Here is a 21,189-nt window from a genome sequence, read left to right as displayed (position 1 = left end):
CGGCGCCCGGGCTCAGGCGAAGGGCCGGGAGAAGTCGAGCTCGTCGCTGCGCTCGGTCAGCGAGTACCAGTTGCCGTTGTCGTCGCGGAAGATCGCCTCGATGCCGTACGGCCGCTCCTGCGGTTCCTGGAGGAACTCCACCCCGCGCGCCCGGAAGGTCTCGTAGTCGCCGCGGCAGTCGTCCGTGCGGAACGCGCCGGCGCCGATGACGCCCTTGGCGACCAGCTTCTTCAGCGCCCCGGACGACTCGGCGTCCAGGCCGGGCCCGTCCAGGCTCATCAGGGCCAGCTCGACGTCCGGCTGGTCCTTGGCGCCGACGGTGATCCAGCGCATGTCGCCCAGCGCGAGGTCGTTGCGCACCTCGAAGCCGAGCTTCTCGGTGAAGAAGGCCTTGGTGCGCTGCTGGTCGGACGTCCATACGGTGGTGATGCCGAGGCCCTTGATCATGGCTCTGCGCTCCCGGAGTCGGTGGTGCGGTCCTGCTCGTCACCGTAGGCAGGGCGGGGCTCAGGGCGCTTCTCCGATGTTGCCCTCCCCGCCGCCCGCGCCCTCCCCGCCGCCCGCGCCCTCGCCGCTGCCCGCGCCCTCCCCGCCGCCCGCGCCCTCGCCGCTGCCGCGCGGGGCCCGCCGCTGCCGGAAGCCGCCGGCCCACAGCATCGCGTAGCACCCGGGGATCAGCGCGGCCCCGCGGCCGACGTGCTCGGCCCGGTACTCGGTCGGGGTCAGTCCGGTGCGGGCCTTGAAGCGGGCCGAGAACGTGCCGAGGCTGCTGAAGCCGACCAGGTGGCAGATCTCCGTGACGGTCAGGTCGGCGACGCGCAGGTACTCCTCGGCGCGCTCGATCCGGCGGTGCGTCAGGTACTGGCCGGGGGTCTCGCCGTACGCCTCCTTGAAGGCCCGCAGGAAGTGGTAGCGCGAGTACCCGGCGTGCGCGGCCACGGCGTCCAGGTCCAGCTCCGGGTCCGCCCAGTCCCGGTCCATGGCGTCCTTGGCGAGCCGCACCTGCCGCACCTTGTCCATACGGCCGATGGTGGCACGGGGGTCCGACAACGGGGCCCGGCACGACGGGCTCCCGGCGGTGGGCGGCACGGCCCGGGGGCGGCGGGGGACCACCGGCTCGCGGCGGTGCGCGGCACGGTCCGGCCCCCGGGTGCGGGGCGTTCGGCCGGGCGGGGCGTTCGGCCGACAGCGATGCCCGGTGCGGTCCGGCACCCGGGCACGGGGCGTTCGGCCGACAACAGTGCCCGGCGCCGGCCGGCAACCGAACACGGCGCATCCCTCTCCCGCCTCCCCGCAGCGCCCCGCCCGGCGCCCGGACAGCGCGAAGGCCCCCAGGCCCGGCGCCCGGGAGCCTGGGGACCTTCGTTCCGCGTGGTCAGACGGCCTCGGTCACCGGGGCCGGCGCCGGCGCGTCCTGCGAGGGCTTCGGACCGGCGCCCTTGAGCGGGACCTCCTTGACGAAGACCGCCGCCACCAGCGCGACCACCGCCACGGCCGCCCCCAGCAGGAAGGCCCCGTGGGTGCCGGCGGACACCGCGTGCTGGTACGCCTCGCGTGCCGCCTCCGGGAGCTTCGCCAGGCTCGCCGCGTCCAGCTGCGCGGACTGCTCCGTCACCTTCGAGCCCAGCGCGCCGGCCCGTTCGGCCATCACGTCCTGGACGCGGTGGTTGAAGAGCGCGCCCATGATCGCGACGCCGAAGGAGGAACCGAGCGTGCGGAACAGGGTGCTGGACGAGGACGCGACGCCCATGTCCTTCATCTCCACGCTGTTCTGCGCGACCAGCATGGTGATCTGCATCAGGCAGCCCATGCCGAGGCCGACCACCGCCATGAAGACGCCGGAGGTGAACCGGGAGGTGCCGGTGTCCATGGTCGACAGCAGGTACAGCCCGACGACCATCAGCGCGCCGCCGGCCACGGGGAAGACCTTGTACCGGCCGGTGTTCGTGGTCACCCGGCCGGCGACCATCGAGGTGACGAGCATGGCGCCGAGCATCGGCAGGAGCAGCAGCCCGGAGTTGGTGGCGGAGGCGCCCTGCACGGACTGCTGGTACAGCGGCAGGAAGAGCGTCGCGCCGAACATCACGAAGCCGGTGATGAAGCCGATGACGGACATCAGCGTGAAGTTGCGGCTGCGGAAGATGTGCAGCGGCAGGACCGGCTCGGTGGCCCGGGTCTGCCAGAACACGAACCCGACCAGGGCGGCGACGCCGATGCCGATCAGCTCCATGATCCGCGCGGAGGTCCAGGCGTACTCGGTGCCGCCCCAGGTGGTGACCAGCACGATCGCGGTGATGCCGACGGTCAGCAGGCCGGCGCCCAGGTAGTCGATCCGCGCCTCGGACCGCTTCCTCGGCAGGTGCAGGACCGCGCCGACCGCGGCCAGCGCGACCGCGCCGAGCGGCAGGTTGATGTAGAACGCCCAGCGCCAGCCCCAGTGGTCGGTGATGGTGCCGCCGACCAGCGGACCGCCGATCATCGCCAGCGCCATGACGCCGGCCATCATGCCCTGGTACTTGCCGCGCTCCCGGGGCGGGATCAGGTCGCCGATGATCGCCATGACGCCGACCATCAGACCGCCGGCGCCCAGGCCCTGCACGGCGCGGAAGGCGATGAGCTGGCCCATGTCCTGGGCCATGCCGCTCAGCGCCGACCCGGCCAGGAAGATCACGATCGAGGTCATGAACGTGCTCTTGCGGCCGTAGAGGTCGCCGAGCTTGCCCCAGATCGGGGTGGAGGCGGCGGTCGCCAGGGTGTACGAGGTCACGACCCACGCCAGGTGCTCCAGGCCGCCGAGCTCCCCCACGATCGTCGGCATCGCCGTACCGATGATCATGTTGTCGAGCATCGCGAGCATCATCGCGATCATCAGTGCCAGCAGCACGACCCGTACGCTCCTGGGCCGCCCGTCCGGCCCCGCCTGAGCCGCCGATGCGTCCGTCATGGTGTCCACTCCCCCACCTACCGCTACTTACTTGCCGACCGGCTAGTTACTACAGTAGGGAACGTAAGGGCGTAACTAGCCGGTCGTCAAGTAAGTTTTTCGGTGAGCACGGGGCGTAGGAGGATGGGCGGCACCATGGACGGCACCAGGCAGCGGCGCCGCGGGGACACCCGCCAGCGCATCCAGGACGTGGCGCTCGAACTCTTCGCCGAGCAGGGCTACGAGAAGACCTCCCTGCGCGAGATCGCCGAGCGCCTGGAGGTCACGAAGGCCGCGTTGTACTACCACTTCAAGACCAAGGAAGAGATCCTGGTCGGCATCTTCGAGGACCTGACCCGGCCGGTCGACGACCTGGTCGCGTGGGGCCGGGAGCAGCCGCACACGCTGGAGACGAAGCGGGAGATCCTCCGCCGCTACGAGGCGGCGCTGTCCGCGGCCGCGCCGCTGTTCCGCTTCATGCAGGAGAACCAGGCGACGGTGCGCGAACTGCGCATCGGCGACTCGTTCAAGGAGCGCATGCTGGGCCTGCGCGACATCCTCATCGACCCGGAAGCGGACCTGGTCGACCAGGTCCGCTGCGCCAGTGCCATGTTCACGTTGCACGCCGGGATGTTCGTCCTGCGCGACCTCGACGGCGACCCCGGGGAGAAGCGCGAGGCGGTCCTCGAGGTCGCGATCGACCTGGTCACCCAGGCCCACCGGGGCACCGGGCGCCCCTGACGGCCGAGACCGTCAGACGGTCACGCCCTTGGTGCGCAGGAAGGCGACCGGGTCGACGGCCGAGCCGTAGTTCGGGGTCGTCCGGATCTCGAAGTGCAGGTGCGGGCCGCTGGAGTTGCCCGTGTTGCCGGACAGGGCGATCTTCTGGCCGGTCTTCACGGCCTGGCCGATCTTGACGTTGACCTTCGACAGGTGGGCGTACTGGGAGTACGACCCGTTGCCGTGCTTGATGACGACGGCGTTGCCGTACGCGGGACCGTCGCCCGCGCCGTTGCCGCCCGCCTTGACGACCGTGCCGTCGTGCACCGCGAGGACCGGGGTGCCGGTCGGCACGGCGAAGTCCTGGCCGCTGTGGGTGGACTGCCACATGCCACCGGCCTGGGCGAAGCTCGCGGAGAGCTTGTACGTCTTCACCGGGTCGACCCAGGACGGGGCGGCCTTCTTCTTCGCGGCGGCCTTCTTGACGGCGGCGGCCTGCGCGGCCTTCTTGGCCTGCGCCGCCTCGGCGGCCTTGGCCTGCGCCGCCTTGGCCTGGGCGGCGGCCTGCGCCTGGACGGCGGAGGCGACACCGGACGCGGCCGTGGTGTCGGCGGCGGCCGCGACCCCGGCCCCCAGCACGGCCGTGACTCCGAGGCCGGCGGCCAGGACGGTGGCGCGGGTGCGGAGCCGGGACGTACGGGCGGAACGGGACGAGACACGCTGGGACATCGAGAACCTCATGGAGACGGGGACAGGAGAACCACCCGGCGCACAGTGCGTCCGCCGAACGGCCATCCCTTGGTAACCCGAATGCCGACAAATCCCCAAGAGTGTGACCTACGACGGAAACTAGTAATTTACCCCAGTGATTCACGTCTCTTGACGTAACCGCCATTCGAGACAAATCCCCTCATCAGGGCGCACTACGTCCCCAAACAGAAGCCCTCTTCCCCTCGCCTTCTTTCGGCTTTTTCCACTATTTCGGTTAGTACCGGACAAAAGGCCTGTGCGCCATGTCACCGGCGGCCGAGATCGAGAGACGGCGGAATGTGACGGGGGCTACGCTGACGCCGGCTCCGGCGCACAGGCGAAAGGGAGGGCAGTGGACCCGGCAGTGCTCGGCACCAGGCTCGCGTCGTCCTTGGTCGCCCCGCTCGTCAGACGGCTCTTCGCGCCCCCGGCCCCCGGCGCCGACCTCGTCGACCGCCCCGTACGGATCGCGCGGCTGCTCTCCGCACGGACCCTCAGGGGCGAGCAGCGCACCCTGGACCGGTCCGACCTGCACCGGCTCTCCGCCGAGCTGGTCCGCCAGGCCGTGAGCACCGGCGAACGCCCCCTGCCGGCCGACGAGGAGCAGGCCGTCGTCCACGCCCTGGCCGACACCCTGCACGCCCTCGGCGACCTCACCCTGACCGACGTCCAGGCCGTGGAGCTGGGGCACGAGCGGCTCGCCGCCGAACTGCGCTCCGCCGCCGGCGACCCGGCCCGGGACCTGTCCTTCGACGCGGGCCTGTGCTACGTCCGCCTGCTGCACACGGCCTGCCTGCACGTCCTGCACTTCTTCACCCAGCGCTCCGCGTTCGTCGCCCGCACCCTCGTCGAGCAGACCCGCCGGCAGAGCGAGCTCATCGCCAAGGTCGACGCGCTGATCGCCCTGACCCCGCCGCCCGGCGGCACCGACGCCGCCTTCGACCGCCGCTACCTGGCCTACGTCACCGCCCGGCACGCCCGGCTGACCATCTACGGCATCGACCTCGTCGACTCCCCCGACCGCTGGCCCCTGGACGCCGCCTACCTCAGCCTCCAGGCCCTGGCCCCGGGCGGGGACGACGACGCCACCGGGCCGGACGGGGTGCGCATCGCCTCCGCCGCCACCGCCCTGCCCGCCGAGGAGGCCCTCGCCGAGCACGACCGGGTGCTGCTGCGCGGGGTCGCCGGTTCCGGCAAGACGACGCTCGTGCAGTGGCTCGCGGTGACCGCGGCCCGGGGCGAACGCGGCGACCTCGTCCCGTTCGTCCTGCCGCTGCGCACCCTGGTCCGCCGCGCCGACGGCCTGCCCTCCCCCGACGCGTTCCTGGCCGCCGTGCGCGTCCCCTTCGCGGCGAACCAGCCGGACGGCTGGGCGGACCGGGTGCTGACCGGCCGCCGCGGGCTGCTCCTGGTCGACGGGCTCGACGAGATCCCCGAGCGGGACCGCGAGCGCACCCGCCGCTGGCTGCGCGAGCTGCTCGACGTCTATCCCGGCAACCGCTGGCTGGTCACCTCCCGCCCTTCCGCGGTCCGGGAGGACTGGCTCGCCCCGGACGGCTTCACGGAGCTGACGCTCACGCCGATGGGCCAGGCCGACGTGGCCGCCTTCGTCGCCCGCTGGCACACGGCGGCCCGCGCCGACGCCCCGGAGCCGGAGCGGGAGCGCCTCGACGGCTACGAACGCTCCCTGCTGGACGCCGTACGGACCAAGGCCGACCTCGGCGCCCTGGCCACCAACCCCCTGATGTGCGGCCTGATCTGCGCCCTGCACCGCGACCGGCGCGGCTACCTCCCGCACGGCCGCCAGGAGCTGTACGAGGCCGCCCTGTCGATGCTGCTCGCCCGCCGCGACGAGGAACGGGACATGCTCCCCCGCGGTGCCGACGACGGCGTCCGCCTGACCGAACTGCCGCAGATCCAGCTGCTCCAGCGGCTCGCCTACTGGCTGATCCGCAACCACCAGTCCGAGGTGGACCGCGAGCGCGCCCTGAGCATCGTCGCCGACGTGCTGCCCTCCCTCCCGGCCGCCGCGGCCCAGGGCGACGCCGAGCGGATCCTCGGCCACCTGCTGCTGCGCAGCGGCCTGCTGCGCGAACCCTCGCCCGGCACCGTCGAGTTCGTGCACCGCACCTTCCAGGACTACCTCGGCGCCAAGGCCGCGGTCGAGGACGGCGACTTCGGCCTGCTCGTCCGCAACGCCGTCGACGCGCAGTGGGCCGACGTGATCCGCATGGCGGTCGCGCACGCCCGGCCCCGCGAGCGCGCGCAGTTGCTGACCGACCTGACCGCGTCGGCCCGGCGCCTCGACGGCCCGGCGGCCACCCGCGTCCGGCTGCTCGCCCTCGCCGCGCTGGAGCACGCCACCCAGCTCGACCCGGCCGTCCGGGCCGCCGTCGAGCGCGACGCGGCCTCCCTCATCCCGCCCCGCACCACCGAGGAGGCCCGCGCCCTCGCCTCCGTCGGCCCGCTCGTCCTCGAACTCCTGCCCGGCCCCGAGGGGCTGAGCGACACCGAGGCCCGGGCGGTCGTCGTCACGGCGTCCCTGATCGGCACGGAGGCGGCGGTACCGGTGCTCGCACGGTTCCGGGACCATCCCGCGCTGGAGGTCCGGGCGCAGCTCACGTGGACGTGGAGCCGGTTCCCGACCCGGCGGTACGGCCGGCTGGTCATCGCCGAACTGCGCGAGGACGACCTGTTCTTCACCGCCCGCTCAGCCGAACAGCTGTGGTTCCTGCGGGAGTTGGGCGGGCGCCGGCGCGTCCAGCTCTCGGGGGACATCGATCCGGCCGACATCGCGGCCGGCCTCGACCCCGCCCTGGTGACGGAACTCGTCGTCCGCGACAACGACAGGCTGCGGGACCTGGACAGCCTCTCGGACCTGCGCCGGCTCACCCACCTGGACGTCAACCGGTGCCCGTACGTGGACGACCTCGCACCGCTGGCCCTCCTGCCCCTGCGCCGGCTGTCGCTGGACGTCCTGCCCGCCCTGGACCGGCCGGACGCCCTGCGCGTGCTCTCCGGCTCCGCGACGCTGGACCAGCTGGACGTCGGGGTGGAGCTGACGGCCGACTCCCTCGACCAGGCCCTCCCCACCGACCTGCCGCTGCGCTACCTGCGCTTCACCAAGGACGCGCTGCACCACACCGGCCTGCGCGGACTGCACCGCTTCCGGTCACTCACCCGGCTCAGCCTCGCCGCCCTCGACACGGCGCTCACCCCCCGGGACTGCGAGGAGGTCGTCCGCCTCCCCGCCCTGGAGGACCTGCGCCTGGACTGGCGCGCCGTCGGATGGCCCGGCCCGCCGCTCCCCGGCATCACCACCCTGCGGCTGAACAACTTCCGCGGCACCGAGGACGTCTCGCGGATCCCGGCCCTCTTCCCGAACCTGCGCGCGCTCCAGATCATCCTGGCCGCGGACACCGGCGCGATACCGGAACAGGTCCTCGCCCCCCTCCCCGTCACCCCCTCGGTGACGAGGATGCACGGCGTCGTCTGACGCACGCCTCTTCCCCCCTACCATCCGGTAACCCTACGGTTTTCCCTGCGCCACCCACGCCCCACATCATGCACCTGTCAATGGCAGCAGTACGGACGTGAGAGGACCCCCCACATGACCAGCAGCAGACGCCCCTGGTTGCACCGCGCCTGCGTGACCGCGGTCTCCGCGGCCGCCTTCGTGGCCCTGGCGGCCCCCGCCGAGGCCGCGTCCGCCACCGGCGGCCCCGCGGCGGTCACCGCCGGCACCACCGCGGCGGCGGCCGTCGACTACGCCACCTGGCAGAAGGACTGCCAGGCCGTCATGGACCAGGCCCTGCCGTACCTCGAGCAGCGGATCGCCGCCACCCGGCCGGGCGAGAAGCAGGCGATCGTCTTCGACGTCGACAACACCACGCTGGAGACCGACTTCGGCTTCAGCTACCCGTCGCCGGCCAACAAGCCGGTCCAGGAGGTCGCCAAGTACGCCCAGGACCGCGGTGTCGCCCTGTTCTTCGTGACCGCCCGGCCGGGCATCATCTCCTCCGCGACCGACTACAACCTGAAGTACCGGGGCTACCGGGTCTCCGGTCTCTACGTCCGCGGCTTCCTCGACCTGTTCAAGAACGTCGCCGACTACAAGACCGCCCAGCGCGTCGACATCGAGTCGAAGGGCTACACGATCATCGCGAACATCGGCAACAGCGCCACCGACCTGTCGGGCGGCCACGCCGAGAAGACGTTCAAGCTGCCGGACTACGACGGGCAGCTCTCGTAGAGCGGGCAGGAGACACGCGAAAGGGGCCGGTGCCGTCGGGCACCGGCCCCTCTCGCTGGGCCGTACGGGCCGGGCGCTTACGCGTCCTTGCTCAGGTTCGGACCGCCACCGGCCGCCTGCTCGATCGGCGGGACGTCCGGCAGAGCGGCCTTCTCCTCACCCCGGAAGGTGAACTTCTTGGTCTCGCCCTCGCCCTCGGTGTCCACGACCACGATGTGGCCGGGGCGCAGCTCGCCGAAGAGGATCTTCTCGGAGAGGGAGTCCTCGATCTCGCGCTGGATGGTGCGGCGCAGCGGCCGCGCACCGAGCACGGGGTCGTAGCCCTTCTTCGCGAGCAGCTCCTTGGCGGACTGGGAGAGCTCGATGCCCATGTCCCGGTCCTTCAGGCGCTCGTCCACCTTGCCGATCATCAGGTCGACGATCCGGAGGATGTCGGCCTGGGTCAGCTGCGGGAAGACGACCACGTCGTCGACGCGGTTGAGGAACTCGGGCCGGAAGTGCTGCTTGAGCTCGTCCGAGACCTTGTTCTTCATGCGCTCGTAGTTGGTCTTCGTGTCGCCCGAGGCCGCGAAGCCCAGGTTGAAGCCCTTGGAGATGTCCCGGGTGCCGAGGTTGGTCGTCATGATGATGACCGTGTTCTTGAAGTCCACGACCCGGCCCTGGGAGTCGGTCAGGCGACCGTCCTCCAGGATCTGCAGCAGCGAGTTGAAGATGTCCGGGTGGGCCTTCTCGACCTCGTCGAAGAGGACGACCGAGAACGGCTTGCGGCGCACCTTCTCCGTCAGCTGGCCGCCCTCCTCGTAGCCCACGTAACCGGGGGGCGAACCGAAGAGACGCGACACCGTGTGCTTCTCGCTGAACTCCGACATGTCGAGGGAGATCAGCGCGTCCTCGTCGCCGAAGAGGAACTCGGCGAGCGCCTTGGACAGCTCGGTCTTACCGACACCGGACGGGCCGGCGAAGATGAACGAGCCACCCGGACGCTTCGGGTCCTTGAGCCCCGCGCGCGTACGGCGGATCGCCTTCGACAGCGCCTTGACGGCGTCGTTCTGGCCGATGACCCGCTTGTGGAGCTCGTCCTCCATGCGCAGCAGGCGCGAGGACTCCTCCTCGGTCAGCTTGAAGACCGGGATGCCGGTGGCGGTCGCGAGGACCTCGGCGATCAGCTCGCCGTCGACCTCGGCGACGACGTCCATGTCGCCGGCCTTCCACTCCTTCTCCCGCTTGGCCTTGGCGGCCAGGAGCTGCTTCTCCTTGTCGCGCAGGGAGGCGGCCTTCTCGAAGTCCTGCGAGTCGATCGCGGACTCCTTGTCGCGGCGGACGCCGGCGATCTTCTCGTCGAACTCGCGCAGGTCCGGCGGCGCGGTCATCCGGCGGATGCGCATCCGGGAGCCGGCCTCGTCGATCAGGTCGATCGCCTTGTCCGGCAGGAAGCGGTCCGAGATGTACCGGTCGGCCAGGGTGGCGGCCTGGACCAGCGCCTCGTCGGTGATCGAGACGCGGTGGTGCGCCTCGTACCGGTCACGCAGGCCCTTGAGGATCTCGATCGTGTGCGGCAGGGACGGCTCGGCGACCTGGATGGGCTGGAAGCGGCGCTCCAGGGCCGCGTCCTTCTCCAGGTGCTTGCGGTACTCGTCCAGCGTGGTCGCACCGATGGTCTGGAGCTCGCCGCGGGCCAGCATCGGCTTCAGGATGGAGGCCGCGTCGATGGCGCCCTCGGCGGCACCCGCACCGACCAGCGTGTGGAGCTCGTCGATGAACAGGATGATGTCGCCGCGGGTGCGGATCTCCTTGAGGACCTTCTTCAGGCGCTCCTCGAAGTCACCGCGGTAGCGGGAGCCGGCGACCAGCGCGCCGAGGTCCAGGGTGTAGAGGTGCTTGTCCTTGAGGGTCTCGGGCACCTCGCCCTTGACGATGGCCTGGGCGAGGCCCTCGACGACGGCGGTCTTGCCGACGCCGGGCTCACCGATCAGGACCGGGTTGTTCTTGGTACGGCGGGACAGCACCTGCATGACCCGCTCGATCTCCTTCTCGCGCCCGATGACCGGGTCGAGCTTGGATTCGCGGGCGGCCTGGGTGAGGTTCCGGCCGAACTGGTCGAGGACCAGGGACGTGGAGGGCGTGCCCTCGGCAGGACCGCCGGCGGCGGCGGTCTCCTTGCCCTGGTAACCGGAGAGCAGCTGGATGACCTGCTGCCGCACCCGGTTGAGATCTGCGCCCAGCTTGACGAGGACCTGGGCGGCGACGCCCTCGCCCTCGCGGATCAGGCCGAGCAGGATGTGCTCCGTGCCGATGTAGTTGTGGCCGAGCTGCAGCGCCTCGCGCAGGGACAGCTCCAGGACCTTCTTGGCACGGGGGGTGAAGGGGATGTGACCGGACGGCGCCTGCTGCCCCTGGCCGATGATCTCCTCCACCTGCTGGCGGACCGCCTCGAGCGAAATCCCGAGGCTCTCAAGGGCCTTGGCGGCGACACCCTCACCCTCGTGGATCAGGCCCAGGAGGATGTGCTCGGTGCCGATGTAGTTGTGGTTGAGCATCCGGGCTTCTTCCTGAGCCAGGACGACAACCCGCCGCGCGCGGTCGGTGAACCTCTCGAACATCGTTAATCGCTCCTCAGAGCGGTCAGGCAGTGGGGGGAACTTCCCCTCCCTGTCCTTCCGCAGCTTAGTCCCGCGAGCGGGGACCGCTCATTCCAACTGCCGACACCGTCCTTGGCCTCCTGACCCCGAACGCCGACATCTGCTCCAACCCGATGGTGCGAGACGATGTTCCCGCAGGCCAGGCAGATACCCCTTCCGCCAGTACGCCGATGGCGAACGTGAGACCGCCTCTCCTGCGTGTCGCCCCCTCCCACTAGGCATGTCTTACCCGCAGGCACCGACAGTCCATGCAGAGTGCCCCCTCCGGCTCCGCTACGGGCGAACAACCTTGCGCCGCCCCGTACCCCCACACGCCCCCTCTTCCGCCACTCTGCGCACACGTGGTCACACCCAGCGTAACCCGAACGCGCTTCCGTCGGTTGCACGTGGCATGGTGGGCGCCCTCCCCCCGGTGAACGGGGCCGGCGCGGTCCCGTCCCCCCGCCGGTCACCCGACCCGGCGGGCCCGGACGGCGACCGCGTCCGGCGGTGGTACGAGGACGGACTGGGCTGGCCGACGGTGCCCGGCCCGGCGCCGGGCGCCGCGGTGCGCCTGGCCGTGGGGGTCCGTTTCGACGTCCTGGAGGTGCCGGCGGAGGCCGGGTACGCGGCGCTGCGGCGCCTGGGGCCGCACGCGCCGGTGGCGGTGCAGGGCGACCGGATGCGGCTGCTGGTGGCCGAGGGCGGCGCGGAGGAGCTGCCCGGGCTGCTGGAGTGGCTGGAGTGGGGCGCGCTGGCGCTCGATCTCGTCGCGATCGGCGCGGGCGGTCTCATGGACGCGCCCCTGCCCCCCAGTCCCGGTCCGCCTCCGCCGCGGCCGCTTCCCCTGGACCGCCGCGGTGCGCCGGGGGCCGCGCTGTGGCTGCGGCCCCCCGTGCCGGGACGCGAGGTCGAGGCCTCGCTGCCGACGCTGTCGGCCCTGGGGGGCGGCGGTGCGGACGCCCCCGATCTCGTGCGGCTGGTGGACACGGTGGCCACACAGTGCCACCGGGTCCGGCTGCGGCGCGCCCGCGCCCGGCCGACGACCTGCTCCTAGGCCCGCCGCCGCGGGGGCCCCGCCGGTGTGCGCGGGGTCCTCACCGGCGCGTGCGGGGTCGTTCTCGCGTGCGCTGTCGAAGGAGTGCTGCCGAGGCCGACGGATCAGCCGTTGGCCTTCTCGTAGGCCTCGCGGATGGACGCGGGGACGCGGCCGCGGTCGTTGACCTCGTAGCCGTTCTCCTTCGCCCAGGCGCGGATGGCCGCGGTGTCCTGGCTGCCGCCGGAAGCGGCGCGCGTCTTGCCGCGCCCGCCCGCGGAACGGCCCCCGGTACGGCGGCCGCCCTTCACGTAAGGCTCGAGAAGGCCGCGGAGCTTGTCCGCATTGGCGGTGGTGAGATCGATCTCGTACGTCTTGCCGTCCAGCGCGAACGTCACGGTCTCGTCCGCCTCGCCGCCGTCGAGGTCATCGACAAGAAGGACCTGAACCTTCTGTGCCACCGGATTTCCTTTCATCGATAACTTGAGGGCCGGGCTGTGCCGGCGTCCGCCGTATCGCCGTCCCCTGTTATATGCAGTACTGCAGTACGTCGGAAAGCAAACCGCTTTTGCCGGAAAAACACAAACCCCCGACGGGAACCGGCGGCCCGCCGGTGCACCGGAAACGTACGCGTTTCGGACATAGGGCACCCGGGCATGGGCCCGCGGCGGCGGAATAGGTCTTGGCGAAGCGTGCCGGGCGGCGTTGCCGGGCCCGGCGATCACAGATGCAGAAGCATCCGGCTGTTGCCCAAGGTGTTCGGTTTCACTCGTTCGAGACCGAGGAACTCCGCTACGCCCTCGTCATAGGAACGCAGCAGCTCCGCGTAGACGTCGGTGTCGACGGGCGTCTCGCCGATCTCCACGAAGCCGTGCTTGCCGAAGAACTCCACTTCGAAGGTGAGGCAGAAAACACGGCGAACGCCGAGCCAGCGGGCGGTGTGCAGCAACTTCTCCAGCAACTGATGCCCCACGCCGGCGCCCTTCAGTCCGGGCTTCACGGCCAGCGTGCGGACTTCCGCGAGGTCTTCCCACATCACGTGCAGCGCCCCGCAGCCGACCACCTCGGCGTTGTCGTCCCGTTCCGCGACCCAGAACTCCTGGATGTCCTCGTAAAGCGTCACCATCGCTTTGTCGAGCAGGATGCCGTCGCGGGCGTAGGCGTCGAGGAGGCGACGGACGGCCGGGACATCGCCGGTGCGGGCCCGTCGGACGGTGATGGCTTTTGCGGTGGCTTCGGGGCTCTTCGCGGACATGGGCGGACGCTATCGCCCGGCGCCGCCCTGCGCCGAGCCGGGGTTCTCGTCGGCGCCTTCCACCGGTTCCGCGGGTTTGGCGGGTGCGGCGGGTTCCGCCGTTTCCGGGCCTTGGACGATGCGTACGGCATCGCTGAGTGCGTGGCGCTGTTCCTCGCTCATCATGCCGAAGAAGGCGACCAGAGCGGCCGCGGGGTTGTCGCTCTGCGACCAGGCGTCGTTCATCAGCGCGGCGGCGTAGGCGGCGCGCGTGGAGACCGCCTCATATCGATAGGCCCGGCCTTCCGCCTCGCGGCGCACCCAGCCCTTCTGATGGAGATTGTCCAAAACGGTCATCACCGTGGTGTACGCGATGGACCGTTCCTTCTGAAGATCTTCAAGGACTTCCCGAACGGTCACCGGGCGGTTCCACTTCCATACCCGCGTCATGACCGCGTCTTCGAGTTCTCCCAAGGGGCGAGGCACACCTCAGACAATAGTGGGAGATCCCGGCATTGGCGTGGCGGACGGCGCTTTGGACGGCAAACGGGCACAAAAAGGGCGTACGACTCGGAAGCGCGGGGTGCGCGGAGTCGTACGCCGGGGCGGCGTCGGGCCCGGGAGGGAGGGGTCAGGCGTCGGCCGCCGTCGTCGGGGTGGCCTGGCGGGCGCTCTCCGCGCGCGCCAGGGCGGCGTCGACGGCCGCGTCCTCCTTGGTCTTGTTGGAGCCGCCCTGGGTCTTCACGATCACCCGGATCACGGCGCCGAAGAGGACGGCCATGACGGCCGGGGGCAGGAGCGCGGAGACGTAGTCCATGGCTCCAGGGTAGCCAGCGCGCGGGCGCCGGAGGGGCAGGGGTCGCCCGGCGGGCCGGTCGCGGGTCAGCCCGCGGCGAGCCGGCAGGCGGCCGCGGAGGGCTGCCCGGGCTTGCGGCGGGGGAAGACCTCGCCCGGGGTCGGGATCGGACGGCCGGGCTTGGGGGCGGCGGGGGCGGGAGCCGGCCGGGGGGCCGCGGGGGCGGGCCTGGAGGCCGGCTTCCGGGCGGGCTCGCCCCCGGGGTCCCCGGGGTTCTCGGCGGGGGCCCGGGAGGGTTCCCCGGCTGCCGCGGCGCGCCCGGCGGGGACCTGGGAGGGGGGTCCGTCGGACCGGCCGCCCGGGAGGGCGGTGAGGCGGGCGCGGGAGGCCGGGACGGTCGGCAGGAGCGCGGCGGCCTCGCCGGCCGGGACCGCGCGGCCGGCGAGGCGGGCACGGACCTCCTGTTCGGCCAGGGCCTCGCAGCGGCGCAGCAGGACGGCCGCCGCCGGGTTGCCGCGCAGGGCCCGCAGGGCCGCGAGGTCGTCGGGGGTCGGCCGGTGGCCGGCGGCCAGCGCCTCCCCCAGGAGCGTGAGGTAGCCGGCGGCGGTGCCGGGGAGGGCGGCACGGTACCGGCCGAGGTCGGCCACGAGGAAGGCACGCAGGCGGGCACCCTCGCGCATCGCCTCGTCGAGCGACTCGGCGAGGCGGAGGCAGTCCTGGACGTCGTCGGACGAGGCGGGGGCGGGGTGGAGGGCGAGGGCGAGAGCGCGGCGGAGCACACGCAGCTCCTCCGTGCCGAACGCCATGCCGCCGCGGTTTCCATAAGGCGTGGGCATGCCGCGACGATACGCGCTAATCAGACAAATTTGACATAAGAGGCAGGTGTGGCGTGGGGGGCCACTCGCGTGGGTGCGGGCGGCCTGCCGCCGGGCGGGGCGTGTCGTGGGGCCGGGGGCCCGCGGGTGGCCGGTGGGGGCCGGTGCGGCCGGGGTGCGGAGGGCTGCCGTGGGGCCCGCGAGCGATGGACAGGGCCGGGGCAAAGACCGCGGCGCCCGGGTGGGGGCGGGTCCGGGTCGCGCCGCGGGGCCCGGCCCGGCGGGGTGCCGCCGGACCGGTCTTCGGAGGAGCGCCGGAGGGACGCCGGGCGCGGGTGGCGGCCGTCGCGGCGGATCTCCCCGGCCCGCCCCCCGCGCCCCGGCGACCGCGTGCCGCCGGGGGCGGCCCCGTGGGCGCGGCGGCATCCCGCGGTGCCGGGTCGTGCGACCCGGCACCGCGGCGGGTCCTCACAGGCGGGACACGTTCCGTTCGTAGACCATCCGCAGGCCGATCAGGGTCAGCCACGGCTCGTGCTCGTCGATGACCGAGGACTCGCCGAGGACCATCGGGGCGAGGCCGCCGGTGGCGATGACGGTGACGTCGTCCGGGTCGTCGGCGAGCTCGCGGGCCATGCGGTCGACGACGCCGTCGACCTGGCCCGCGAAGCCGTAGACGATGCCGGCCTGCATCGCCTCGACCGTGTTCTTGCCGATCACGCTCCGGGGCCGGGCCACCTCGATCTTGCGGAGCTGGGCGCCCTTGACGCCGAGTGCCTCGACGGAGATCTCGATGCCGGGGGCGATGACCCCGCCGACGTACTCCCCGCGCGCGCTGACCGCGTCGAACGTCGTCGCCGTGCCGAAGTCGACGACGATCGCCGGGCCGCCGTACAGCTCGACGGCGGCGACCGCGTTGATGATGCGGTCGGCGCCGACCTCCTTGGGGTTGTCGGTGAGGATCGGTACGCCCGTCTTGACGCCGGGCTCGACCAGGACGGCGGGGACGTCGCCGTAGTAGCGGCGGGTCACCTCGCGCAGCTCGTGCAGGACGGAGGGGACCGTGGCGCAGATGGCGATGCCGTCGATGCCGTCGCCCAGGTCGTCGCCGAGCAGCGGGTGCATGCCCATCAGGCCTTTCAGCAGCACCGCCATCTCGTCGGCCGTGCGGCGCGCGTCCGTGGAGATGCGCCAGTGTTCGACGATGTCCTCGCCGTCGAACAGGCCGAGGACGGTGTGCGTGTTTCCCACGTCGATCGTCAGCAGCATGACCGGTACCCGCCCTACTCCGCCGCTCGCAGGTCCAGGCCGATGTCCAGGATGGGCGAGGAGTGCGTCAGGGCGCCCACCGCCAGGTAGTCGACGCCGGTGTCCGCGTACGCCTTGGCGTTCTCCAGGGTGAGGCGGCCCGAGGCCTCCAGCAGGGCGCGGCCGTCGACGACGGCCACCGCCTCCTCGCACTCGCCGGGCGTGAAGTTGTCCAGCAGGATCAGGTCGGCGCCGGCGTCCACCACCTCGCGCAGCTGGTGCAGGGTGTCGACCTCGACCTCGATGGGGACGTCGGGGAAGCGTTCGCGGACCGCCCGGAAGGCCTGGGCGACGCCGCCCGCGGCGACCACGTGGTTGTCCTTCACCAGGGCCGCGTCGGAGAGGGACATGCGGTGGTTGACGCCGCCGCCGCAGCGGACGGCGAACTTCTCCAGGGAGCGCAGGCCGGGGGTGGTCTTGCGGGTGTCGCGGACCTTGGCCTTGGTGCCCTCCAGGGCGTCCGCCCACGCCCGCGTGGCGGTGGCGATGCCCGACAGGCGGCACAGCAGGTTGAGCGCGCTGCGCTCGGCGGTGAGGAGGTCGCGGGTGCGGGTGGTGACCGACAGGAGTTTGGTGCCGGCCGCCACGCGGTCGCCGTCCTCGACGTGGCGCTCGATGGTCAGCTCCTCCTCGCAGACCACGGAGAGCACCGCCTCGGCGACGCGCAGGCCCGCCACGACGCCCGCCTCGCGGGCGGTGAAGTCGGCGGTGGCGACGGCGTCCTCGGGGATCGTCGCGACGGTGGTCACGTCCACGCCGTGCGCCAGGTCCTCCTGGACGGCGACGTTGGCGATGTCCTCGACCTCCACCGGGTCGAGCCCGGCGTCGGCCAGGAGCTGGGCGAGCGCGGGGTCCAGACCGCACTCCAGGTAGGTGTCGTCGGCACCGCAGGCGCAGTCGTCGCCGCAGCCTCCGGACGAGGCGAGGGGAAGGTCGTGGGAGGTCACTTGTGTCACTGCTCCTGCTGCTACGGGTGCCGGGTCGGGGGGAAGTCCGCGGTGTCGGTCGTGTGCACGGCCAGGGTGCGGTCCGGGTTCAGGCGTACGACGATGTGGCGGCGCCACGCGGTGTCGTCGCGGTCGGCGTGGTCCTCGCGCCAGTGGCAGCCGCGGGTCTCCGCGCGCAGCTGCGCGGCGGCGACCAGGACGCGGGCCACGCACAGGAGGTTGGTGGCCTCCCAGGTGTCGACGCCGGGCTCGGCCGTCTTGCCGTTCTCGTCGAGGGCGTCGCGGGCGTCGCTGTGCAGCCGCTGGAGCTGGTCGGCGGCCTTGCCCAGGGACGCGGCGGAGCGCAGCACGCCGGCGCCCTCGGTCATGATCCGCTGGATCCGGAAGCGGGCCTCGGCGGGCAGCAGCGGGTGCGCGGGGCGCTCGGCGTACGGCAGCGGTGCGGGCTCGCCCGCGGCCAGCGCGTCGCCGGCCCGGGCCGCCGCGATGTCGGCGGCGATGCGCTCGGCGTAGACCAGGCCCTCCAGGAGGGAGTTGGAGGCCAGGCGGTTGGCGCCGTGCACGCCGGTGCAGGCGACCTCACCGCACGCGTACAGGCCCGGGACGGTCGTCCGGCCGCGGGAGTCGGTGCGGACGCCGCCGGAGGCGTAGTGGGCGGCCGGGGCGACCGGGATCGGCTCGGTGACCGGGTCGATGCCGTGGGCGTGGCAGGCGGCCAGGATCGTCGGGAAGCGGTGCTCCCACATCGCGGCGCCGAAGTGGCGGGCGTCGAGGAACATGTGCTCGGCGCCCTGCTCCTGCATGCGGCGCATGATGCCCTTGGCGACGATGTCGCGGGGGGCGAGTTCGGCGAGCTCGTGCCGGCCGGCCATGAAGCGCACGCCGTCGGCGTCCACCAGGTGGGCGCCCTCGCCGCGGACCGCCTCGGAGACCAGGGGCTGCTGGCCCTCCGCGTCCGGGCCGAGGAACAGCACGGTGGGGTGGAACTGGACGAACTCCAGGTCGCTGACCTCGGCGCCCGCGCGCAGGGCGAGGGCGACGCCGTCGCCGGTGGAGACCGGCGGGTTGGTGGTCGCGGAGAAGACCTGCCCCATGCCACCGGTCGCCAGGACCACGGCGGGGGCGTGGACGGCGCCGACGCCGTCGTGCTGGCCCTCGCCCATGACGTGCAGGCTGACGCCGGCCGTGCGGCCGTCGGCGTCCGTGAGCAGGTCCAGGACCAGGGCGTTCTCGATCGTCCGCAGGCCGCGCGCGCGGACCGCCTCGACGAGGGCGCGGGAGATCTCGGCCCCCGTGGCGTCGCCGCCGGCGTGCGCGATGCGGCGGCGGTGGTGGCCGCCCTCGCGGGTGAGTTCGATGCCGCCCTCGTCGTCGGTGTCGAACCGGGCGCCGGTGGAGATCAGCCGCCGTACGGCGTCGGGGCCCTCGGTGACGAGGATCCGCACGGCCTCCGCGTCGCACAGGCCGGCGCCCGCGACCAGGGTGTCGTCGAGGTGCTGCCCGGGGGTGTCGCCCTCGCCGAGGGCGGCGGCGATGCCGCCCTGGGCCCAGCGGGTGGAGCCGTCGTCCAGGCGGGCCTTGGTGACGACGACCGTGCGCAGGCCGGCGGCCTCGCAGCGCAGGGCCGCGGTGAGGCCGGCGACGCCGGAGCCGACGACCACGACGTCCGCGGCGATGGACCACCCGGGCGCGGGCGCGTGCAGTCGTATGCCTGTGCTGGTCACGAGGCGGCTCCGAAGGTGAGGGGGATGTTGTCGATCAGCCGGGTCGAGCCGACCCGGGCGGCGACGGCGAGGACCGCCTCGCCGCTGAAGTCGTCCCCGATCTCGGTGAAGTCGCAGGGGTCGACCAGGGCGAGGTAGTCCAGTTCGAGCGGCGGGTCGAGGCGGGCGGCCTCGTCGAGGACCGCCCGGGCGGCGGCGCGGACGGCCGCCGCGGCGCCCGGGACGGCCGTGGCGACGGCGTGTGCGTCGGCCGCCGCGCGGGACTCCCCGAGGGCGCTGAGCGCCTCGGCACGCGCGTGCGTGGCGGGCACCTCGCGGGCCCGCGCGCGCAGCGCCTCCTGGGCGGCGTGCCGGTCCCGGCCCGCGAACAGGGCGTGGGACAGGGCGAGGGCGGTGCGCCGCTCCCGGGGCGAGAGGTAGCGGTTGCGGCTGGACAGGGCCAGGCCGTCGTCCTCCCGGACGGTGGGCACGCCGACGATCTCGACGCCGAAGTCCAGGTCGCGCACCATGCGGCGGATCAGGGCGAGCTGCTGGGCGTCCTTCTGGCCGAAGAAGGCCACGTCGGGGCGGGTGAGGTGGAGCAGCTTGGCGACGACGGTGAGCATGCCGTCGAAGTGGCCGGGGCGCGAGGCGCCCTCCAGGCGCTCGCCCATGGCCCCCGCGCGGAGGGTGACCTGCGGCCTGCCGCCCGGGTACATCTCGTCCGCCGACGGCGCGAAGACGATGTCGGCGCCCGCCCGCTCGGCGGTCCTCAGGTCGGCGTCCAGGGTGCGCGGGTAGCGGTCGAGGTCCTCGCCGGCGCCGAACTGGAGCGGGTTGACGAAGACGGTGACGGTGACGAAGCCGTCGCGGCCGACGTGCTCGCGGGCCGTCCTGATCAGGGTGGCGTGCCCCTCGTGCAGGGCGCCCATGGTCATCACGACGGCGGTGCGGCCCGGCACGGCGGAGCGGTCCAGGACGCGGCGCAGGTCCGCGAAGGTCGGGACGAGTGCGAAAGCGCGGCTCATGAGGCTTCCCCGTTCTCGGGCCGGGCCGCTCCGTCGGCGAGCACGCCCAGCAGGTCTTCGGCGAGTTCCGGCTTCAGCAGCCCGTGGGCCAGGGCCCGGTCGGCGGTCGCGCGGGCCATCGCCAGGTAGCCGGCGACGGTCTGCGGGGCGTGCCGGCGCAGCTCGGCGACGTGCGCGGCGACGGTGCCCGCGTCGCCGCGCGCCACGGGGCCGGTGAGGGCCGCGTCGCCGGAGCGCAGGGCGTTGTCCAGGGCGGCGCCCAGCAGCGGGCCGAGCATCCGGTCGGGGGCCTCGACGCCGGCCGCGCGCAGCAGCTCCAGGGACTGGGCGACCAGGGTGACCAGGTGGTTGGCGCCGAGGGCGAGGGCCGCGTGGTAGAGCGGGCGGTTCTCCTCGGCGATCCACTCGGGCTCGCCGCCCATCTCGATGACCAGGGCCTCGGCGGCCAGCCGCAGCTCCTCGGGCGCGGTGACGCCGAAGGAGCACCCGGCGAGCCGCTGCACGTCGACGGGGGTGCCGGTGAAGGTCATCGCGGGGTGCAGGGCGAGCGGCAGCGCGCCGGCCCGCAGGGCGGGGTCCAGCACCTTCGCGCCGTACCGCCCCGAGGTGTGCACGAGGAGCTGGCCCGGCCGTACGGCGCCGGTCTCGGCGAGTCCGGCGACCAGCCCGGGCAGGGCGTCGTCCGGGACGGTCAGCAGCACCAGGTCGGCGCGGCGCATGACCTCGGCGGGCGGGACCATCGGCACGTCGGGCAGGAGCTGCGCGGCGCGCCGCCTGGAGGCGTCGGAGACCCCGGAGACGGCCACCGGGTGGTGTCCGGCGAGCTGGAGGGACGCGGCCAGCACCGGTCCCACGCGACCGGCGCCGACGACGCCGACGGTGAGCCGCGCGGGGCGGTCCCTGGGATCTGGCTGTTGGCTTGTACTCACGCGACGGCGGCCTTCCCGTTCCAGTCCGCTCCGGGTACCGGACGATTTCTCGTCATGTTAACGCGATCGGTTCGGGGGGTGTCCGGCTGTCCGCGGGCCGCGGACCGCGGGGGCGGCCGCCCGCCCGGGGACG

General features: G+C 72.9%; 19 protein-coding genes. 4 read left to right on the top strand and 15 right to left on the bottom strand.

What is annotated here, in order from left to right; all coding sequences use genetic code 11:
• Window positions 1-12 precede the first annotated feature (12 nt).
• The 3 genes from ACIF8T_RS29825 to ACIF8T_RS29815 form a co-directional block, all read right to left on the bottom strand.
• Window positions 13-447, bottom strand: coding sequence for a VOC family protein (locus tag ACIF8T_RS29825; protein WP_400039206.1), 435 nt, complete (start codon window positions 445-447; stop codon window positions 13-15).
• A gap of 60 nt (window positions 448-507) precedes the next feature.
• The gene (locus ACIF8T_RS29820) at window positions 508-1,020 is read right to left on the bottom strand and encodes a helix-turn-helix transcriptional regulator (protein WP_400039205.1); all 513 of its coding nucleotides are present in this window, start codon (window positions 1,018-1,020) and stop codon (window positions 508-510) included.
• Window positions 1,021-1,375: 355 nt separating this feature from the next.
• Complete coding sequence (locus tag ACIF8T_RS29815; RefSeq protein WP_400039204.1) at window positions 1,376-2,944, bottom strand: MDR family MFS transporter; 1,569 nt, start codon at window positions 2,942-2,944, stop codon at window positions 1,376-1,378.
• Window positions 2,945-3,067: 123 nt separating this feature from the next.
• Between ACIF8T_RS29815 and ACIF8T_RS29810 the strand changes: the two genes are divergently transcribed.
• Entirely contained in the window at window positions 3,068-3,664 is a 597-nt protein-coding gene (locus ACIF8T_RS29810; RefSeq protein WP_400039241.1) for a TetR/AcrR family transcriptional regulator, read from the top strand.
• A 12-nt stretch (window positions 3,665-3,676) separates the two neighbouring features.
• On the opposite strand, the gene ACIF8T_RS29805 is transcribed toward ACIF8T_RS29810, so the two are convergent.
• On the bottom strand, window positions 3,677-4,372 hold the full coding sequence (locus tag ACIF8T_RS29805; protein WP_400039203.1) for a M23 family metallopeptidase: 696 nt from the start codon (window positions 4,370-4,372) through the stop codon (window positions 3,677-3,679).
• Between the two features lie 373 nt (window positions 4,373-4,745).
• Here ACIF8T_RS29805 and ACIF8T_RS29800 point away from each other — a divergent pair, with 373 nt between their 5' ends.
• Together ACIF8T_RS29800 and ACIF8T_RS29795 are read left to right on the top strand one after the other, a co-directional pair.
• On the top strand, window positions 4,746-7,889 hold the full coding sequence (locus ACIF8T_RS29800) for an NACHT domain-containing protein (protein ID WP_400039202.1): 3,144 nt from the start codon (window positions 4,746-4,748) through the stop codon (window positions 7,887-7,889).
• A gap of 114 nt (window positions 7,890-8,003) precedes the next feature.
• Window positions 8,004-8,645, top strand: coding sequence for an HAD family acid phosphatase (locus ACIF8T_RS29795; RefSeq protein ID WP_400039201.1), 642 nt, complete (start codon window positions 8,004-8,006; stop codon window positions 8,643-8,645).
• Between the two features lie 77 nt (window positions 8,646-8,722).
• On the opposite strand, the gene ACIF8T_RS29790 is transcribed toward ACIF8T_RS29795, so the two are convergent.
• Window positions 8,723-11,245: an ATP-dependent Clp protease ATP-binding subunit gene (locus ACIF8T_RS29790; RefSeq protein WP_400039200.1), complete on the bottom strand. Its 2,523-nt coding sequence runs from the start codon at window positions 11,243-11,245 to the stop codon at window positions 8,723-8,725.
• A 430-nt stretch (window positions 11,246-11,675) separates the two neighbouring features.
• Between ACIF8T_RS29790 and ACIF8T_RS29785 the strand changes: the two genes are divergently transcribed.
• Complete coding sequence (locus tag ACIF8T_RS29785) at window positions 11,676-12,320, top strand: SCO3374 family protein (protein WP_400039199.1); 645 nt, start codon at window positions 11,676-11,678, stop codon at window positions 12,318-12,320.
• A 104-nt stretch (window positions 12,321-12,424) separates the two neighbouring features.
• Here the strand turns inward: ACIF8T_RS29785 and ACIF8T_RS29780 are convergent, their stop codons facing one another.
• The 10 genes from ACIF8T_RS29780 to ACIF8T_RS29735 all read right to left on the bottom strand — a co-directional run bounded on the left by ACIF8T_RS29780 (window position 12,425) and on the right by ACIF8T_RS29735 (window position 21,056).
• Window positions 12,425-12,760, bottom strand: coding sequence for an Lsr2 family protein (locus tag ACIF8T_RS29780; protein ID WP_400039198.1), 336 nt, complete (start codon window positions 12,758-12,760; stop codon window positions 12,425-12,427).
• Between the two features lie 260 nt (window positions 12,761-13,020).
• The gene (locus ACIF8T_RS29775) at window positions 13,021-13,554 is read right to left on the bottom strand and encodes an amino-acid N-acetyltransferase (RefSeq protein ID WP_400039197.1); all 534 of its coding nucleotides are present in this window, start codon (window positions 13,552-13,554) and stop codon (window positions 13,021-13,023) included.
• 9 nt (window positions 13,555-13,563) lie between these two features.
• The gene (locus ACIF8T_RS29770; RefSeq protein WP_400039240.1) at window positions 13,564-13,983 is read right to left on the bottom strand and encodes a BlaI/MecI/CopY family transcriptional regulator; all 420 of its coding nucleotides are present in this window, start codon (window positions 13,981-13,983) and stop codon (window positions 13,564-13,566) included.
• Window positions 13,984-14,164: 181 nt separating this feature from the next.
• Window positions 14,165-14,350 (bottom strand): hypothetical protein, encoded by a 186-nt coding sequence (locus ACIF8T_RS29765; protein ID WP_400039196.1) that lies wholly within the window; start codon window positions 14,348-14,350, stop codon window positions 14,165-14,167.
• A 65-nt stretch (window positions 14,351-14,415) separates the two neighbouring features.
• The gene (locus ACIF8T_RS29760; protein WP_400039239.1) at window positions 14,416-15,135 is read right to left on the bottom strand and encodes a hypothetical protein; all 720 of its coding nucleotides are present in this window, start codon (window positions 15,133-15,135) and stop codon (window positions 14,416-14,418) included.
• Between the two features lie 477 nt (window positions 15,136-15,612).
• Window positions 15,613-16,410: a type III pantothenate kinase gene (locus ACIF8T_RS29755; RefSeq protein ID WP_400039195.1), complete on the bottom strand. Its 798-nt coding sequence runs from the start codon at window positions 16,408-16,410 to the stop codon at window positions 15,613-15,615.
• A gap of 14 nt (window positions 16,411-16,424) precedes the next feature.
• The gene (nadC, locus tag ACIF8T_RS29750; protein WP_400039194.1) at window positions 16,425-17,396 is read right to left on the bottom strand and encodes a carboxylating nicotinate-nucleotide diphosphorylase; all 972 of its coding nucleotides are present in this window, start codon (window positions 17,394-17,396) and stop codon (window positions 16,425-16,427) included.
• Between the two features lie 20 nt (window positions 17,397-17,416).
• A complete protein-coding gene (locus ACIF8T_RS29745) occupies window positions 17,417-19,120 on the bottom strand; it encodes an L-aspartate oxidase (RefSeq protein WP_400039193.1) in 1,704 nt (567 codons plus the stop codon).
• Window positions 19,117-20,127 (bottom strand): pantoate--beta-alanine ligase, encoded by a 1,011-nt coding sequence (panC, locus tag ACIF8T_RS29740; protein ID WP_400039192.1) that lies wholly within the window; start codon window positions 20,125-20,127, stop codon window positions 19,117-19,119. The genes ACIF8T_RS29745 and panC overlap by 4 nt, the downstream gene beginning before the upstream one ends.
• Window positions 20,124-21,056, bottom strand: a complete 933-nt coding sequence (locus ACIF8T_RS29735; RefSeq protein WP_400039191.1) for a Rossmann-like and DUF2520 domain-containing protein — start codon at window positions 21,054-21,056, stop codon at window positions 20,124-20,126. Before ACIF8T_RS29735 ends, panC begins: the two co-directional genes overlap by 4 nt.
• Between the last annotated feature and the right edge of the window lie 133 nt (window positions 21,057-21,189).

The organism is Streptomyces sp. NPDC085946, from assembly GCF_044540485.1.
Lineage (GTDB): Bacteria > Actinomycetota > Actinomycetes > Streptomycetales > Streptomycetaceae > Streptomyces.
This window is presented reverse-complemented; position numbering and strand designations above follow the sequence as displayed.

Coding starts and splice junctions, on each gene's coding strand:
- ACIF8T_RS29815 (WP_400039204.1), bottom strand. CDS start 2,944: ATGACGGACGCATCGGCGGCTCAGGCGGGGCCGGACGGGCGGCCCAGG.
- ACIF8T_RS29760 (WP_400039239.1), bottom strand. CDS start 15,135: ATGGCGTTCGGCACGGAGGAGCTGCGTGTGCTCCGCCGCGCTCTCGCC.
- ACIF8T_RS29790 (WP_400039200.1), bottom strand. CDS start 11,245: ATGTTCGAGAGGTTCACCGACCGCGCGCGGCGGGTTGTCGTCCTGGCT.
- ACIF8T_RS29755 (WP_400039195.1), bottom strand. CDS start 16,410: ATGCTGCTGACGATCGACGTGGGAAACACGCACACCGTCCTCGGCCTG.
- ACIF8T_RS29820 (WP_400039205.1), bottom strand. CDS start 1,020: ATGGACAAGGTGCGGCAGGTGCGGCTCGCCAAGGACGCCATGGACCGG.
- ACIF8T_RS29805 (WP_400039203.1), bottom strand. CDS start 4,372: ATGTCCCAGCGTGTCTCGTCCCGTTCCGCCCGTACGTCCCGGCTCCGC.
- ACIF8T_RS29810 (WP_400039241.1), top strand. CDS start 3,068: ATGGGCGGCACCATGGACGGCACCAGGCAGCGGCGCCGCGGGGACACC.
- panC (WP_400039192.1), bottom strand. CDS start 20,127: ATGAGCCGCGCTTTCGCACTCGTCCCGACCTTCGCGGACCTGCGCCGC.
- ACIF8T_RS29770 (WP_400039240.1), bottom strand. CDS start 13,983: ATGACGCGGGTATGGAAGTGGAACCGCCCGGTGACCGTTCGGGAAGTC.
- ACIF8T_RS29775 (WP_400039197.1), bottom strand. CDS start 13,554: ATGTCCGCGAAGAGCCCCGAAGCCACCGCAAAAGCCATCACCGTCCGA.
- ACIF8T_RS29795 (WP_400039201.1), top strand. CDS start 8,004: ATGACCAGCAGCAGACGCCCCTGGTTGCACCGCGCCTGCGTGACCGCG.
- ACIF8T_RS29765 (WP_400039196.1), bottom strand. CDS start 14,350: ATGGACTACGTCTCCGCGCTCCTGCCCCCGGCCGTCATGGCCGTCCTC.
- ACIF8T_RS29825 (WP_400039206.1), bottom strand. CDS start 447: ATGATCAAGGGCCTCGGCATCACCACCGTATGGACGTCCGACCAGCAG.
- ACIF8T_RS29785 (WP_400039199.1), top strand. CDS start 11,676: ATGGTGGGCGCCCTCCCCCCGGTGAACGGGGCCGGCGCGGTCCCGTCC.